At 57.6% G+C, this 14,673-nt stretch carries 14 protein-coding genes; 3 read left to right on the forward strand and 11 right to left on the reverse strand.

Going from position 1 to position 14,673, the window contains the following annotated elements; all coding sequences use genetic code 11:
* Positions 1–3: 3 nt before the first annotated feature.
* The 8 genes from ACTQY1_RS00740 to ACTQY1_RS00775 are packed head-to-tail and all read right to left on the reverse strand — an operon-like array spanning position 4 to position 7,797.
* Positions 4–1,395: a V-type ATP synthase subunit B gene (locus tag ACTQY1_RS00740; protein ID WP_022487990.1), complete on the reverse strand. Its 1,392-nt coding sequence runs from the start codon at positions 1,393–1,395 to the stop codon at positions 4–6.
* Positions 1,388–3,163, reverse strand: coding sequence for a V-type ATP synthase subunit A (locus ACTQY1_RS00745; RefSeq protein WP_441373745.1), 1,776 nt, complete (start codon positions 3,161–3,163; stop codon positions 1,388–1,390). Before ACTQY1_RS00745 ends, ACTQY1_RS00740 begins: the two co-directional genes overlap by 8 nt.
* Before the next feature lie 6 nt (positions 3,164–3,169).
* Positions 3,170–3,496 carry a V-type ATP synthase subunit F gene (locus ACTQY1_RS00750; RefSeq protein ID WP_022487988.1) on the reverse strand — a complete coding sequence of 109 codons (327 nt, stop codon included), beginning with the start codon at positions 3,494–3,496 and terminating at the stop codon, positions 3,170–3,172.
* A 26-nt stretch (positions 3,497–3,522) separates the two neighbouring features.
* Positions 3,523–4,518 carry a V-type ATPase subunit gene (locus ACTQY1_RS00755; RefSeq protein WP_308664030.1) on the reverse strand — a complete coding sequence of 332 codons (996 nt, stop codon included), beginning with the start codon at positions 4,516–4,518 and terminating at the stop codon, positions 3,523–3,525.
* Position 4,519: 1 nt separating this feature from the next.
* Positions 4,520–5,128, reverse strand: a complete 609-nt coding sequence (locus ACTQY1_RS00760) for a V-type ATP synthase subunit E (protein WP_308664029.1) — start codon at positions 5,126–5,128, stop codon at positions 4,520–4,522.
* 16 nt (positions 5,129–5,144) lie between these two features.
* Positions 5,145–5,621: a V-type ATP synthase subunit K gene (locus tag ACTQY1_RS00765; RefSeq protein ID WP_022487985.1), complete on the reverse strand. Its 477-nt coding sequence runs from the start codon at positions 5,619–5,621 to the stop codon at positions 5,145–5,147.
* Between the two features lie 14 nt (positions 5,622–5,635).
* Positions 5,636–7,492 carry a V-type ATP synthase subunit I gene (locus tag ACTQY1_RS00770; RefSeq protein WP_308664028.1) on the reverse strand — a complete coding sequence of 619 codons (1,857 nt, stop codon included), beginning with the start codon at positions 7,490–7,492 and terminating at the stop codon, positions 5,636–5,638.
* Entirely contained in the window at positions 7,486–7,797 is a 312-nt protein-coding gene (locus ACTQY1_RS00775; RefSeq protein ID WP_288174763.1) for a hypothetical protein, read from the reverse strand. The genes ACTQY1_RS00770 and ACTQY1_RS00775 overlap by 7 nt, the downstream gene beginning before the upstream one ends.
* A 415-nt stretch (positions 7,798–8,212) precedes the next feature.
* Here ACTQY1_RS00775 and ACTQY1_RS00780 point away from each other — a divergent pair, with 415 nt between their 5' ends.
* Positions 8,213–9,454, forward strand: coding sequence for an aminopeptidase (locus tag ACTQY1_RS00780; protein WP_441373722.1), 1,242 nt, complete (start codon positions 8,213–8,215; stop codon positions 9,452–9,454).
* Between the two features lie 39 nt (positions 9,455–9,493).
* Here ACTQY1_RS00780 and ACTQY1_RS00785 read toward each other — a convergent pair whose 3' ends face one another.
* The 3 genes from ACTQY1_RS00785 to ACTQY1_RS00795 all read right to left on the reverse strand — a co-directional run bounded on the left by ACTQY1_RS00785 (position 9,494) and on the right by ACTQY1_RS00795 (position 12,837).
* Positions 9,494–10,888 carry an NAD-dependent succinate-semialdehyde dehydrogenase gene (locus tag ACTQY1_RS00785; protein ID WP_022487974.1) on the reverse strand — a complete coding sequence of 465 codons (1,395 nt, stop codon included), beginning with the start codon at positions 10,886–10,888 and terminating at the stop codon, positions 9,494–9,496.
* A gap of 160 nt (positions 10,889–11,048) precedes the next feature.
* Positions 11,049–11,840, reverse strand: coding sequence for a 4,5-DOPA dioxygenase extradiol (gene ygiD, locus ACTQY1_RS00790; protein ID WP_022487973.1), 792 nt, complete (start codon positions 11,838–11,840; stop codon positions 11,049–11,051).
* Between the two features lie 13 nt (positions 11,841–11,853).
* On the reverse strand, positions 11,854–12,837 hold the full coding sequence (locus tag ACTQY1_RS00795; RefSeq protein ID WP_022487972.1) for an alpha/beta hydrolase: 984 nt from the start codon (positions 12,835–12,837) through the stop codon (positions 11,854–11,856).
* Between the two features lie 172 nt (positions 12,838–13,009).
* On the opposite strand from ACTQY1_RS00795, the gene ACTQY1_RS00800 reads away from it, so the two are divergent.
* A complete protein-coding gene (locus ACTQY1_RS00800) occupies positions 13,010–13,549 on the forward strand; it encodes a PadR family transcriptional regulator (RefSeq protein ID WP_022487971.1) in 540 nt (179 codons plus the stop codon).
* 141 nt (positions 13,550–13,690) lie between these two features.
* Positions 13,691–14,647 (forward strand): M23 family metallopeptidase, encoded by a 957-nt coding sequence (locus tag ACTQY1_RS00805; protein WP_022487970.1) that lies wholly within the window; start codon positions 13,691–13,693, stop codon positions 14,645–14,647.
* Positions 14,648–14,673: the final 26 nt, after the last annotated feature.

Genomic DNA, 14,673 nt, shown 5'->3' on the forward strand with positions numbered 1-14,673 from the left:
GGGTTATTCCCCCTTGGTGCCGTCCGCCGGTTTGTAGTACTTGTCCAGGTATTCATCCCGGATCCGTTTCAGCTCGCTGCGGGGCAGGATCCCCAGCAGCTTCCAGCCCAGATCCAGGGTCTCTTCGATGGACCGGTTGGTCCGGTACCCCTGGGACACGTATTCCTTTTCAAAGGCATCGGCGAATTGGGCATACAGCTTGTCCACCTTGCTAAGGGCCGAATCCCCCAGGATGGTGGCCAGTTCCTTGGCCTGTTTCCCCCGGGAATAAGCGGCGAACAGCTGGTTCATGGTATCCGCATGGTCTTCCCGGGTCTTGCCCTTGCCCACCCCTTTATCCTTCAAACGGGACAGGGAAGGCAGCACGTCGATGGGAGGGGTCAGCCCCTTTCGGTACAGTTCCCGGGACAGGATGATCTGGCCTTCGGTGATGTACCCGGTCAGGTCGGGGATGGGATGGGTCTTGTCGTCTTCCGGCATGGACAGGATGGGGATCATGGTAATGGACCCCTTCTTGCCCCGGATCCGGCCGGCCCGTTCGTACATGGTGGCCAGGTCCGTATACAGATACCCAGGGTAGCCCCGGCGTCCGGGGACTTCCTTCCGGGCAGCGGACACTTCCCGGAGGGCATCGGCATAGTTGGTGATATCGGTGATGATGACCAGCACGTGCATATCCAGCTCAAAGGCCAGATATTCCGCTGCGGTAATGGCCATACGAGGGGTGGCGATCCGTTCTACCGCCGGGTCGTTGGCCAGGTTGATGAACATCACCGCACGGCTCAGAGCCCCGGTCCGGTTGAAGTCCTGCATGAAGAAGTTGGCTTCTTCGAAGGTGATCCCTACGGCGGCGAACACCACGGCGAATTTTTCATCGGTTCCCCGGACTCTGGCCTGCCGGGCGATCTGGGCAGCCAGCTGGGCATGGGGCAAACCGGAGCCGGAGAACACCGGCAGCTTCTGGCCCCGGACCAGGGTGTTCAGGCCGTCGATGGCACTGATCCCGGTCTGGATGAATTCCGAAGGATATTCCCGGGCTGCCGGGTTCATAGGCTCCCCGTTGATGTCCTTGTATTCTTCCGGAATGATGGCCGGGCCTCCGTCAATGGGGTTGCCCATGCCGTCGAACACACGGCCCAGCATGGCAGGGGATACCCCCAGCTGGATCCCGTGGCCCAGGAACCGGGCTTTGGCGGTAGCCGGCTGCAGCCCCTGGGAGTCCTCGAACAGCTGGACCAGGGCTTTGTCCCCGTCCACGGTAAGCACCTTCCCGTTCCGGACTTCCCCGTTCTGCTGGTGGATTTCCACCAGTTCGTCATAGGTTGCGCCTTTTACCTGGTCCACCAGCATCAGAGGGCCCACCACTTCACGGATGGTTTTGTAATCCTTACGCATTTTCTTCACCCTCTTCCGTCAGTTCTGCAAAAGCCTGCTCCAGTTCCCGGTTCAGCTGGCCGAACTTTTCCTTCCGTTCTTTTTCCGGAATGTACTTGGCACGGCCAATCTGTTCCCGGATGGGCATGTCGATCAGCTTGTCCAGCTTCACATGCTTGGTCATGGCATCCAGGGCCTTTTCATACCAGGTGATGATCAGCTTCAGCATATCGTACTGTTTTTCCAGGGAAGTGTAGGTATCCACTTCGTGGAAAGAGTTCTGGTGCAGGAAGTCTTCCCGGATGGACCGGGCACATTCCATGGTGATCCGGTCCTTGAAGCCCAGGGCATCGATCCCTACCAGACGGACGATTTCGTTCAGGTTGGATTCTTCCTGGAGGATTTCCATGGCAGTCCCCACCAGTTTGGACCAGTCGGGAGCCACTTTGGCATCATAGTAGGCCCGGAGCCGGTCGGAATACAGGGAATAGCTCTGGAGCCAGTCGATGGCCGGGAAATGCCGGGCATAGGCCAGGGCCGAAGACAGGCACCAGAACACCTTCACGATCCGCAGGGTGGCCTGGGAAACCGGTTCGGAAATATCCCCGCCGGGAGGGGACACGGCCCCGATGGCGGAAACGGCGCCTACCCGGTCGTCCTTCCCCAGACATTCCACTTCCCCGGCCCGTTCGTAGTATTCGGCCAGACGGGAAGACAGGTACGCCGGGTACCCTTCTTCACCGGGCATTTCTTCCAGACGGGAGGACATTTCCCGGAGGGCTTCTGCCCAGCGGGAGGTGGAGTCAGCCATAATGGCCACTTTGTACCCCATGTCCCGGTAATATTCCGCAATGGTGATGCCGGTATAGATGGACGCTTCCCGGGCGGCCACCGGCATGTCGGAGGTGTTGGCGATCAGCACGGTCCGCTTCATCAGAGGCAGGCCGGTGCGGGGGTCGTTCAGGGCCGGAAATTCGTTCAGCACGTCGGTCATTTCATTCCCACGTTCTCCGCAGCCCACGTACACGATGATGTCCGCATCCGCCCACTTGGCCAGCTGGTGCTGGATTACGGTCTTGCCGCTGCCGAAAGGACCGGGCACAGCCGCCACACCGCCCTTGGCAATGGGGAACAGGGTATCGATGACCCGCTGGCCGGTAACCATGGGTTCTTCCGGAGGCAGCTTGGTCTTGTAGGGACGGGCCACCCGGACCGGCCACTGCTGAAGCATGGGATAGTCCTTCACATTCCCCTTGCTGTCCTTCAGTTTGTACACCGGGTCCAGGATGGTGGCTTCCCCTTCATAGACCCATTCCACCGTGCCGCTTTGGCCGGGAGGCACCATGATTTTGTGGAGCACGGCGGGTGTTTCCTGGACGGTACCGATCACATCGCCGCCGGACACCTGGTCCCCGGGTTTGGCCACCGGCACGAACTGCCATTTCTTTTCCCGGTCCAGTTTGGGGACTTCCACCTCACGGCTGATCCGGTCCCCGGCCAGTTCATAGATTTTTTCCAGCGGGCGCTGGATTCCGTCGAAGATACTTTCGATCAGCCCGGGAGCCAGTTCCACGCTCATGGGAGAGCCGGTGGATTCCACCGGTTCCCCAGGCCCCAGGCCGGCCGTTTCTTCGTATACCTGGATAGAAGCCTTATCATCACGAAGCTCGATGACTTCACCGATCAGGCGCTTGTCACTGACGCGGACCATATCATGGAGCTGCACGTCCTTCATGCCTTCGGCGACAATCAGCGGGCCGGATACTTTCACGATCTTTCCACTCACGATTGTTCCCTACCCTTCCTTGAATAGAATATCGGCGCCTACTGCTTTTTCCACATTTTCCCGGACACGCTTCATGCCCAGTCCCAGGGATTTGTTTCCTGCCGGGATGGGGATGATAGCGGGAAAGGTAGCGGTAGCATATTCTGCGATCACGGTCTGGGCCTTCTGGGCTGCGGTTTCCGTAATGTAAATCACGGCATAGCCCTCATCGGCCAGACGGTGGATCCTGCGCTCTATCTGTTCCTGTTCTTCCTCGTAGAATACATCGAACCCTACGGCCTTGAAGATCATCACAGAGCTGGGATCGCCGATCACTGCAATTTTCTTTTTATCCATCTTGCTGCCTCCCATGCTTCCTGTGATCAGGCATAGACGCTGGGCAGCTGGGGTTCAAAACCGCCCTGGATGGCTCCGAAGATCATCCGCAGGGCTTCCGCCTCGGTTTCCCGGGCTTCCAGATACCCTACGATGGGTCCCAGGGTATGGGTGTCCCATCTGGCCCGGCGGAGGATCAGGCTCAGGCCCTCTTCCATCCGGCGGGGAATGACCCCCAGCTCATTGGTCTGTGCAAATTCGTTGATGGCCTGGACCAGTTCGGCTCCATGGCTCCCCTGGTTCAGCCGGGCTCCCAGCTGTTCCGGAGGCACATCCAGGCTTTCCTCGAACACCGTTTTGGGGATATCCCCACAGTCCACCAGGACCAGACGCAGCTGGGACAGCTCCCAGTGGAGGTTCTGGGCCCGGATCAGGCTGATGGTGTTCTGGTAATCCGCCCACAGGGAGAAGTAGTTCCGGATGAAGCCCCGCTCCTTTTTCCGGTCCAGCACCTCTTTGGCCTGGCGGAACAGGGCTCCGTCCAGGAGCGCGCTGAGCCGGAACGGATCCGCTTCCCGGGCCAGGTCCCCTTCGATTTCGTTGAGCACCTGGCAGTAAATGGGCGGCAGGTCTTCATAATACTTGGTATGGACCATGTCCTTCAGCAGGTTCAGGTCGAAATTGCCTCCCTCCCGAAGGATGTCATCGGCCTGGATCCCCAGCAGCCGTGCCTTCAGCAGGCATTTCAGGTTGTGGGTATCCACCGGCAGCAGGAACAGGCCGGTAAGCTCCGGATCCGGGGTCAGTTCCTTGATCCGTTTCCGGGTCAGCTGCATCTGGGCCCGGATGATCAGGTCGATTTCTCCCCGGACCACTTCCTGTTCCGTGGCCACGTTTTCCCCATAGCCGGTTTCCAGCAGCAGCTTCATGGCTGTCTTCGTACTGTCCGCTTCCGCGATCCGCCGCAGCTGGGCGGCGGTGAGCAGATGGGTGGACAGGACGCTGATCCGGCCCAGGGCATATTCATAACTGGGCTGGGGCATATTACTTCACCTCCGCGCCAAACAGGAGCTCTGCCACGCGGTATTCCTCCCCGGTCCGTACGTCTTCCAGCAGGGTGGCGAAGGAGCCGTCATAATCACAGGTCTCCCCTTCGATGAGCACACCGTCGGTGAACTCCGCCTCTTTGTCCGAAAGGGTCAGGGACCCGTTCCGGCCCTGGGCCTTCAGCTCTTTGTTCAGCCGGTCCAGGAATCCCTTTTCATACCGGGAGCGGTCCTTGGCAGGCACCACCAGGGTTTCCCGGCCGGTAAGATCCGCTTCCAGGATGATCCGCCCGATCAGTTTCTCCCATTGTTCCTGGGGCAGGGCTTCCAGCTGCTCCCGGGCCCGGTCAAAGGCCTCCTGGAGCACTTTCCGCTTGCTGGCCAGGTTCTCTTTCCGGCTCTGCAGTTCGGCAATCAGCTGCAGACGGCCTGCAGCCTCTTTGGCATCCACCTGGGATTTGGCCTGGATTTCCCGGACCTGTTCCTGGGCTTTGGCCAGGATCTGTTCCTTTTCCTTCCGGGCCTTTTCCTGGGCTGCTGCTCCGATGGCTGCCGCGTCCCGCTTCGCTTCTTCTTCTATTTTCTGAATGATTTTATCGCCAGACACGACGGGTCACCCTTTCTTATAATTTGATCCCGTTCACCATGATGAAGGAAATCAGCAGACTCAGCACGGCGTAGGTTTCCACCATAGCCGTCAGGATAATGCCTTTACCGGTTTCTTCCGGCCGTTTGGCGGTCAGGTAGATGCCGGAGGCAGCCACTTTCCCCTGGTAAATGGCGGACAGCAGGCCCCCGATGCCCATGGGCATAGCGGCGAACAGATAGGCCAGGCCCTGGAAGGTGGTCAGGTCCTTTACGTTCCCGTCGATGACTCCCAGGTTCAGGATGATGATAAAGGCGATCAGCAGGCCATAAATGCCCTGGGTACCAGGCAGAGCCTGGAGCACCAGCACGTTACCGAATTTGTCCGGATCTTCGCTGACCACGCCGGAAGCGGCCTGCCCGGCAATCCCTACACCAATGGCACTGCCAACCCCTGCCAGAGCTGCAGCCGTTGCTGCTCCACCAAATGCCAGCGCTGTTCCTAAAGTAATCATAATGAAATCCTCCCTTATTTCGTAATATCCGTATACTTGGTCCGGAGTGCCAAAGGCAGGAACGCCCGGCCGCCGGCTTCATAAAACTTGCCGAAGAACTCGATGTACTGCAGACGGCTGCTGTGCACGAAGGCACCCAGCACGTTGATGATGATGTTGAAATAGTGACCGGCCAGAAGCACCAGGATGGCGGCCACAATGCCCACCGGTCCTGCACTCCAGAGCATCTGGGCCACCGTGTTGATGACCATGGCGATGACCCCGGTGGCCAGTCCCAGGGCAAAGATCCGGGAATAGCTCAACAGATCGCTGAGATAGCCGCTGATGTTGTACAGAGTCAGCAGCCCTCCCAGGAGCCGGCTGACGATGCCTTTTTTCTCCCGGCCTCCAAAAAGGATGATGATCCCGGCACCCAGCCAGGCCAGGTATTTGCCCACAGGCCCCGGAACCAGAGCCATCAGGAAAAAGCCCAGGAACATGATCAGCCAGCTGATCTGGTCACAGACCGCTCCCACAATGTCTCCCTCCCGGAAGAGCATGTAGACCTTCACCAGCATGCCGGCCACCAGATGGATGGCCCCCAGGCCGAAGCACAGGGCCAGCATCTTCAGGGGTTCCTTCATGGGGACAAAGAGCAGAGGTTTCCACTCCAGCCCGAACCAGCCTCCGAACATGGCCCCCCACAGGATGGTGGAAATGCTGCCGAAGAAAATCACCATGGCCAGCTGCCGGGCAAAGCCCGTAGGCCGGAACTTCTTCAGAGCGAAATACAGCATCACCGTGAGCACCAGCCCGTAGCCTGCGTCCGAAAGCATCATCCCGAAAAAGATGAAATGGAAAGGAGCCATGATCAGGTCCGGATCGATGGACCCGGCTTTGGGCAGAGAGTACAATTCCACTACGCTTTCGTAGGGTTCTACCAGCTTCCCGTTTTCCAGCACCGTGGGAGGGATCTCCCCTTCTGCCGGGTCGGCAAAGGTCAGCTGGTAAGCATCGGTGACGCCCTGGACCACTTTTTCCACCCGCTGGACCCGGTCCTTCCGGACCCAGCCCTGTACCTTGAAGGCACTGACGGTTTCCACCCCGCCGTTCTGGAGACGGTCATGGGCGGCGTTCAGCTGGTCGTAGTACAGTTCCACCTGCTGTTTCTGAGGGATGCTTTGCCGGGTTTCCTCTTTCAGCCGGGTGATCCGACTTTCCTTTTCTTCCGCTTCCTGGAGCAGTTCCTTCCGGACATCCGCTGCCAGGCCGCTGCGCTTGGGCAGCACCGCCTCGCTGAAATCATGTTCCTTCAGGAGATGCTTCACCTCATTGTCAGCGTCTTCATAAGCCAGGATCACCATGGCCTGGCCGTCCTGGGTCAAGTCATAGAAGCTCACATCCGCCAGGAGGCTGCTGATGGCCTTCTGGAATTCCGGCAATTCCTTTTCCGGCAGGAAACCCACATGGCAGCGGGTGGTTTCCGTAAAGCTCAGCTGCTCCAGGGGAATATCCAGTTTCAGCCAGGGATCCAGGCTTTCTGCCTGAGTCCGGAGGGCGGCCGCTTCACTTTCCAGGGAAGCGATCTTGCTGGCCGTAGTATCCAGTTTCTCCGTCAGCTGCCGGCCTTCCTGGGTCTCTTTCAGGAAATTTCCATAGGAAATGGCTTCTTTTTGGGGAAACAGAGGATTCTTGGCACCGTTCTGGACCAGGAACTGGAGCACCTGGCCGGTTTTATCCAGCTGGGCGCTGACTTTTTCTGATCCGGGCAGGGCCTTGGTTCCCGCTTCCGGTTCCAGCATCACACTCCCGTCCTTCTGGAGGGCCAGGAGCAGGGCATCGCGATCGGCTTTCAGAGCATAGAGGGTCAGTTTTTGCATGGGTACTAACATTCGATCACGACCTTCTTCATAATATACTGGACTGCCCCATCCAGATTTTTCCGGGCTTCCGCCGCCTGGGCCTCATCCCGTTTCCGGTTTTTCTCCACCAGAGCGTCTGCTTCCTGTTTGGCCTGGGCTTCCGCCTGGGCAATGGCTGCGGCGGCCTGTTTCCGGGCTTCCGCGATCAGGGCGTCCGCCTCCTTGTGGGCTTCTGCCTGGGCATCCCGTACGGTGTTCCGGGCTTCCAGGGTGGCCTGTTTCTTCAGGTCATCCGCCTTCTGTTCGGCATTTTTGATGTCTTCCAGCATGGACATGGTATCACCACCTTTGCACAGGGAAGGCTGTGCCTTCCGGATTTCAATGAAAAATAAAATTGCGGTAACAATATAGTATTTCAACAAAAACAGAGAAATTCCTGCTGGTATACTATAGACCCATTATACTATACTGTATCTATTTTTGTAACATAAACTTTGTGGAAATTTAAGAGTTTTTCCTGACTTTGTTCCATTATCAAAAGTTTTTGTATCATTTGGTACAAATATAAAAAGAGGCGCTGCCTGCACAGCAGCCTTCTCAACGGTCAGCGGCCAAAAGAAATCCATTTCAGCAAATTGATTTTGAGCCAGTACAAACCGTAGGGGCGTTGGCCCCGCTCCCTTCCATTGGCCTGTTCCTGTTTTTCCGCTATAATAGATTCATACTGACACAGTAAAGGAGAGATTTTCCATGGATATACAGGAAACCCTGACCCGGCAGCTGCCTTTGTATGCCCGGGTGCTGGTGAAAAAAGGGATCTGCCTCCAGAAGGACCAGATCCTGGTGATCAACGCCCCGGTGGAGGCCAGTTCCTTCTCCACTCTGCTGACGGAAGAGGCCTACCGGGCCGGTGCTTCCCAGGTGGTGTTCAACTGGTACTGCAACGGCACCACCCGGCTCCGGTACGAATATGAAACCCAGGACAAGTTTGAATCCGTCCCGGGCTGGCGCAGCGAATTCAACCTGTACTACTACCGGAAGGGAGCGGCCTTCCTGAGCCTAATCTCCGCAGACCCCTATGCCATGAAGGGCATCGACCGGAACAAGATCATGGCCTGGCAGAAGGCGTTCCACCAGGCGGTAAAGGAGTATTCCGACGGGATGATGGCTTCCAAGACCAACTGGCTGGTGGCCGCCGTCCCCAGTACCGTTTGGGCCCGCCTGCTGTATCCGGATCTGCCGGAACAGGAAGGAAGGGACCGGCTGTGGATCCAGCTGCTGGATGCGGCCCGGTGCCTGGGAGAAGACCCGCTGGCGGACTGGGACAAGCATCTGGCAGAGCTGAAACAGCGGCGGGAATGGCTGACCGCCCTGCAGTTCACTGCCCTGGAATATAGAAACAGCCTGGGCACCCATCTCACCGTAGGCCTGCCAGACCGTCACATCTGGCAGGGCGGAGCCGAAACTACCGGCCGGGGCTTTTTGTTCAACGCCAACATCCCCACGGAAGAAGTCTATTCCGCTCCCCAGGCGGACCGGGTGGACGGGGTGGTGTGCAGCACCCGGCCTCTGGTGTACAGCGGCAATCTCATTGAAAATTTCCGGCTGTCCTTTAAAAACGGAAAAGTGGTGGAAGCCACTGCAGAAAAAGGAGAAGAAATCCTGAAAGACCTGCTGAAAATGGACGAAGGAGCCTGCCGGCTGGGGGAAGTGGCTCTCATCCCCTACCACTCCCCCATTTCCCTTATGGACAGGGTTTTCTACGAAACCCTCCTGGACGAAAACGCCTCCTGCCACCTGGCCCTGGGAGATGCCTACCCCACCTGTGTGGAAAAGGGAGCGGACATGAGCGAAGAAGAGCAGAAAAAAGCCGGCCTCAACGATTCCATGATCCACGTGGACTTCATGGTGGGCAGCCCGGATCTTTCCATCACCGGGATCCGGAAAGACGGCACCCGGGTGCCCGTGTTCGTGGACGGGGATTGGGCGTAAAAAAAGGGGGTGTGAAAAAATCACACCCCCTTTTAATTTTTACTTCCCGTGCCGTTCCCATACAGCCTGAGGAATGAACACCAGGTGCTGATTCACGAAGGTATCGAATCCGCTCCGGGACAGTTCGTGGCCGTAACCGGAATTCTTTACGCCTCCGAAGGGCAGTTCCGGCAGAGAGGTCCAGCCATGATTGATGAAGCTCATACCGGTTTCGATCCGGGCCGCCACCCGGCCTGCATGGTCCATATCACTGCTGAACACCGTGTTCCCCAGTCCATAACTGGAATCATTGGCCAAGGCAATGGCTTCCTCTTCGTTCCGGACTTTGTATACCACACCTACCGGGCCGAAGACTTCTTTGTTGTAGAGGGGATTGTCTTTCGTCACATCGGTCAGGATGGTGGGCATCACGAAATAACCGGGGCTCTCGATAGGCTGGTTCCCGTACACCACCCGGGCACCGGCCTGGACAGCCTGGTCAATGGCGGCCAGCACATCCCGCTTGGCCGTGGCGGAGGACAGAGGTGCCAGCGTGGTAGCCGGATCCATGGGATCCCCCCATTGGGCGGAAGCAAAGACTTCCGTCAGATCCTGGAGGAACCGGTGATAGTTCTTTTCCGTCACGATAAACCGTTTGGAAGAAACACAGACCTGCCCTGCATTGTACAAACGGGCGGCAAACAGCTGGGACTTCACTTCGTCCATATCCGCATCATCCAGGACAATGAAGGCATCGTTGCCCCCCAATTCCAGGGAGGAAGGCTTCAGGGCCTTTCCGGCATGTTCTGCTACAGAGGAACCTCCCCGTTCCGATCCTGTCAGGCAGGCTCCGGCCACCCGGGGATCCTCGATGATCCGGGAAACCTGATCATAGCTGGCAAACAGATTCTGGAAAGCTCCTTCCGGAGCCCCCGCTTCCCGGACCAGGGCTTCAAAGGCCAGGGCAGAGCCAGGACAGTTGGAGGCATGTTTCAGCAGCAGCGGATTCCCTATGATGAAGTTGGGAGCAAACACCCGCATCACCTGATAGAAGGGAAAATTCCAGGGTTCCACCGCCATGATCACACCTCGGGCCTGTTTCAGGATATAGGCTTTGCCGGCAGGGGTTTCCACCGGTTCCCGAGCCAGGAATCCATCCGCCTGGTCCGCATAATATTCGGCAATGGCGGCGCAGAGGGCCACTTCTCCCTGGGCTTCCACAAACAGTTTGCCCATGTCTTTGGTCATGGTTTCCGCATACCGGTCCAAATCCCTCCGGAGCAGTGCGGCTACCTGACGCAGGACAGCTTTCCGGCCTTCCACATCATTGTCTTGCTGCCAGGCCTGATATTGTCCATAGGCCCGTTCCAGGGCTTTTTCCACCCCAGCATCGGACAGATTTTCATAGGACTGGAGCACTTCATTGGTATAGGGGTAAATCGTCTGATAAGCCATCTTTGTTCCTCCTTTATTTTTTCAATTGTATTTATGCCGTTTACAGTTAGCCATATTATACGATATAGCTTCCAGAAGCGCAAGTATTTTTAAGAATTTTTATTAATTAAAAAGGAACTGTTGCATATGCAACAGTTCCTGCAGCAGCCCTGTATTCTCTTTATTTCTCCATCCCCCAGGCATACCCGGTCATAGCCATGGATCCCAGGTTGCAAACTTTGTTGAACACCTGGGCCCGGTCGCTTCCGGCGGCTCCCAGGCACACCAGAAGGGGCAGGTAGTGGTCCGGAGTGGGTACGGCATACGCCGCATCCGGATGGGATCCGAACCCGATCACCTTGTCCGTGTCTCCCTGGAGCACCGCTTCGGTAATATAGTCATTGAACCGGAGAGTGGCGGCAGAACCGCCCTTGTTGTCCCATTCCACTTCCCGGAGGTTGTGGACCACGTTGCCGCTGCCCAGGATCAGATATCCCTGTTTCCGGAGATCTGCCAGCTTCCGGCCCAGCTGAAATTCTTCCTCATGGGAAATATCCCCGTCCACGGACAGCTGGACCACGGGAATATCCGCCTTGGGGAACATATGCACCAGCACCGTCCAGGCCCCGTGATCGATGCCCCAGTCGTCATTGACGGCCACGGCGGAACCCAGCAGTTCCTGCACCTTCCCGGTCAGTTCCCGATCCCCTTTGGCAGGATACTTCACTTCATACAATTCCTTGGGGAAGCCGTACATGTCATAGATCTGCCGGGGTTCCGGGGCGCTCTGGACGAAGGTCCCGTGGGTGTACCAGTGGGCGGACACCATGAGGATGGCCTTGGGTTTGCCGAACTGCTTTTCCACGGCCCGGCCGATCCGGTCCATCCCTTCCGTGATTGCATTGTGTGCCAGGGCAATCATGGGGCTGCCATGGCCGGAAAACACCACCGGCATGATTTTCTGATCTTCCATGGTTTCTCTCCTTTTATTTCAGATACTTGTCAAAGAAATCTCCAATCACCTGGAGCACATTGTCCTGAACCCAGTACACGCCTCCATGGGCGGCTCCCGGAATCTCATACCGTTCTGCCGGAACTCCCTTGGCTTTCAGGGCCTGGTACAGCAGGTCCGTCTGGCCCGGGGACACCACTTTGTCCGCCGTCCCGTGCATCAGCAGCATGGGGGCGCTGTTTTTCCCGATATAGGCAATGGGGTTGGCTGCTTCCGTGGCTTTGGGATCGGCGCTGACCCCGCCGTCTTTTCCGCCGAACACCGGGCTGCCATTGATCCACAGGGCTTCCGTGGCTCCGGCGGACTGATGGAGCTTCTGGTTTTCCGGGCTGTAGTCCATGCCCACCCGACTCAGGTCGGAGAGCCCGTAGAGATCCACGGCACAGTTCACCTGGCTGGATTCCTGGAGATTTTCTCCTTTGTCAAAGGTCCTGGTGCCGCTGGTGGTCCCTGCAAAAGCGGAGAGATAACCCCCGGCGCTGCCTCCCACGATGCCGATCCGGTTTTTGTCGATGTTCCATTTGTCCGCATGGGCCCGAAGATACCGGATGGATGCCTTCACATCTTCCAGAGGTTCCGGGAACCGGGCGGTGGGCGCCACCCGGTAGGTAATGCTGGCTACCACATAGCCTTTTTCCGCCAGGTAGTTCCGCAGCTGGACCCCGTTGTCCCGGTTGGCGTTGATGAAGCCCCCACCGGTTACAAAGACGATGGCGGGCATTTTCTCTTTTTTCTGGGGCTGGAGCAGATCCATGGCCATGGGCACATTGGGATAGCCCCGGGTGGGCACCTGTTCATAGACCACACCGGAAATCTGCTTCACTTCCGTTTTCACCGGAGTCACCTCCAGGGTCTTGCTGGCATAATGCTCTGCCCCTTCTGCCCCGGAAAATCCCGTCATGCCCAGCAGCAGCAGACTGGACAGCACCAGCCGGCTCATTTTTCCTTTCATTTTCATAAAACTGCCTCCCTTGCTCGCTCTCAGACTGTCTTCCTCCTGCTGAAGGAAAACATGTAAATATTTACATATTTTGGTTGTCACGAGTGTAGCATGTTGGCAGACAGGCTGTCAATATGCCTGGATGTCCTTTTTTCTATGATATAATACAACGGAAGAAAGGAGCCCTCCCATGACGAAAGAAAACACCCTCCAGTATGTTCTGCTGGGCCTTTTGGCCAAGCAGGATCTCACCGGCTACGACATCAGGAAGATCTTTGCCCAGGAAGTGGGAGACTTCTGGAGCGCCCGGCACAGCCAGGTCTATCCGGAACTCCGGAAGCTGGAAGAAAGTGGACAGATCACCAGCTATACCGGCACCGTGGGCACCAAGCTCCAGAAAAAATACTACCGCCTGGCCCCTTCCGGCCGCCAGCGGCTTCGGGACTGGCTGGCCCAGCCTTTGGGCAGCATCATGCCCACCCGGGACGAATTCACCATGAAACTGTACCTGATCCGCAGCCGGAAAGATCCCCAGCTCCGTCAGCTGTTCCTGGAAGACATCCAACGCCACGAAGAACGGCTGGCCCACCTCCGGCTCCGCTGGCAGCTGCTGTTCCCCACCCAGGAAGACCGGGAAAAAGAATACGGCCACGCCCTGATCCTCCAGGAAGCCATCCAGCGGGAAACCCGGAAGCTGGAGTGGGAAAAGAAGCAGTTGGCGGAGATTTAACAATTTGTAAATTTTTTGGGGAAACGGTTGAAGGCACCGGATTTTCGCGATAAAATATTGACCCGGTAGTCAAGATGTGCAGAACAATCGAAGAGTTGTACAGGACGTGCCGCCGGCACGTCCTTTTTGTAAGGAGCAGGTATGGAGAAAAAGGAACTGACGGATAAATTGAAAGGAATCAAGGGGATCCTCCCTTCCGGGCACCTGGTGGGAGCCGGTTTTTCTTTCCAGTGGAAAGATGCAGACGGGCAAATCCAGGAATTCCATGCAGGGCCCAAGCTGCTGGTGGGCTTCTGCGGTGCCTTCCTGGCCAGCCTGATGGGGCTGGCGGTGTGTGCCGGGCTGCTGTTCAAGGCCTGGGACGAACAGACGGAACTGGCCAACTACCGGGCGGACTATGGGGTCTATACGGAACGGCTGGCCAAGCTTATGGATGACAACGAAAAGCTCCAGCGGGAACTGGCCCAGGTGGTCCAGGTGGAAAACGCCGTCCGTCAGAAGCTGGCCAAGGACGGAGTAAAAATCGGAGAAGATGCCGTGGACAAAAAGTCCAAGGAACTGGACAAAGGGGGCCAGGGAGGCTCCACCACCGCTGACCAGCTTTCCGTACTGGAAGTCCAGGATGAAATCAACTGGAAAAAGCTGGCCTACAAGAAGGAAAACCTCACCAACATGCTGCTGGCCCTGTCGGATACCGGGGACGGCACCTACGGCTGGCCGGTGAGCGGCGGAGAAATCAGTTCCTTCTTCGGGCTCCGGGCAGATCCTTTCGGGAACGGCAGTGATTACCATCCCGGGGTGGACATCGCCGTGGATTACGGCACCCCCATCAAGGCATCCGCTGCCGGAACGGTGGAAGATGCCCAGTGGAACGGGGGCTACGGCCGGTTCGTCAGCATCAATCACGGCAACGGGCTCACCACCTGCTACGGCCACATGAGCGCCATCGCCGTCCAGCCGGGCCAGACCGTACGCCGGGGAGACATCATCGGCTACGCCGGCAGCAGCGGCTACAGCACCGGCCCTCACGTGCATTTCGAAGTGCGCCAGAACGGAAGCCCGGTGAATCCGCTGAATTTTGCAAGGCCGGTGGGATAAAAAAGGAGCTGTGAAGAAATGAATCC

The organism is Acidaminococcus sp. HCP3S3_G9_1 (assembly GCF_052122455.1).
In the GTDB taxonomy this organism is placed as follows: domain Bacteria; phylum Bacillota; class Negativicutes; order Acidaminococcales; family Acidaminococcaceae; genus Acidaminococcus.

Excerpts from the sequence above, each read along its gene's own strand:
- ACTQY1_RS00740 (WP_022487990.1), bottom strand. The coding sequence starts at position 1,395 with ATGCGTAAGGATTACAAAACCATCCGTGAAGTGGTGGGCCCTCTGATG.
- ACTQY1_RS00750 (WP_022487988.1), bottom strand. The coding sequence starts at position 3,496 with ATGGATAAAAAGAAAATTGCAGTGATCGGCGATCCCAGCTCTGTGATG.
- ACTQY1_RS00755 (WP_308664030.1), bottom strand. The coding sequence starts at position 4,518 with ATGCCCCAGCCCAGTTATGAATATGCCCTGGGCCGGATCAGCGTCCTG.
- ACTQY1_RS00765 (WP_022487985.1), bottom strand. The coding sequence starts at position 5,621 with ATGATTACTTTAGGAACAGCGCTGGCATTTGGTGGAGCAGCAACGGCT.
- ACTQY1_RS00770 (WP_308664028.1), bottom strand. The coding sequence starts at position 7,492 with ATGTTAGTACCCATGCAAAAACTGACCCTCTATGCTCTGAAAGCCGAT.
- ACTQY1_RS00775 (WP_288174763.1), bottom strand. The coding sequence starts at position 7,797 with ATGTCCATGCTGGAAGACATCAAAAATGCCGAACAGAAGGCGGATGAC.
- ACTQY1_RS00780 (WP_441373722.1), top strand. The coding sequence starts at position 8,213 with ATGGATATACAGGAAACCCTGACCCGGCAGCTGCCTTTGTATGCCCGG.
- ACTQY1_RS00785 (WP_022487974.1), bottom strand. The coding sequence starts at position 10,888 with ATGGCTTATCAGACGATTTACCCCTATACCAATGAAGTGCTCCAGTCC.
- ygiD (WP_022487973.1), bottom strand. The coding sequence starts at position 11,840 with ATGGAAGATCAGAAAATCATGCCGGTGGTGTTTTCCGGCCATGGCAGC.
- ACTQY1_RS00795 (WP_022487972.1), bottom strand. The coding sequence starts at position 12,837 with ATGAAAATGAAAGGAAAAATGAGCCGGCTGGTGCTGTCCAGTCTGCTG.
- ACTQY1_RS00800 (WP_022487971.1), top strand. The coding sequence starts at position 13,010 with ATGACGAAAGAAAACACCCTCCAGTATGTTCTGCTGGGCCTTTTGGCC.
- ACTQY1_RS00805 (WP_022487970.1), top strand. The coding sequence starts at position 13,691 with ATGGAGAAAAAGGAACTGACGGATAAATTGAAAGGAATCAAGGGGATC.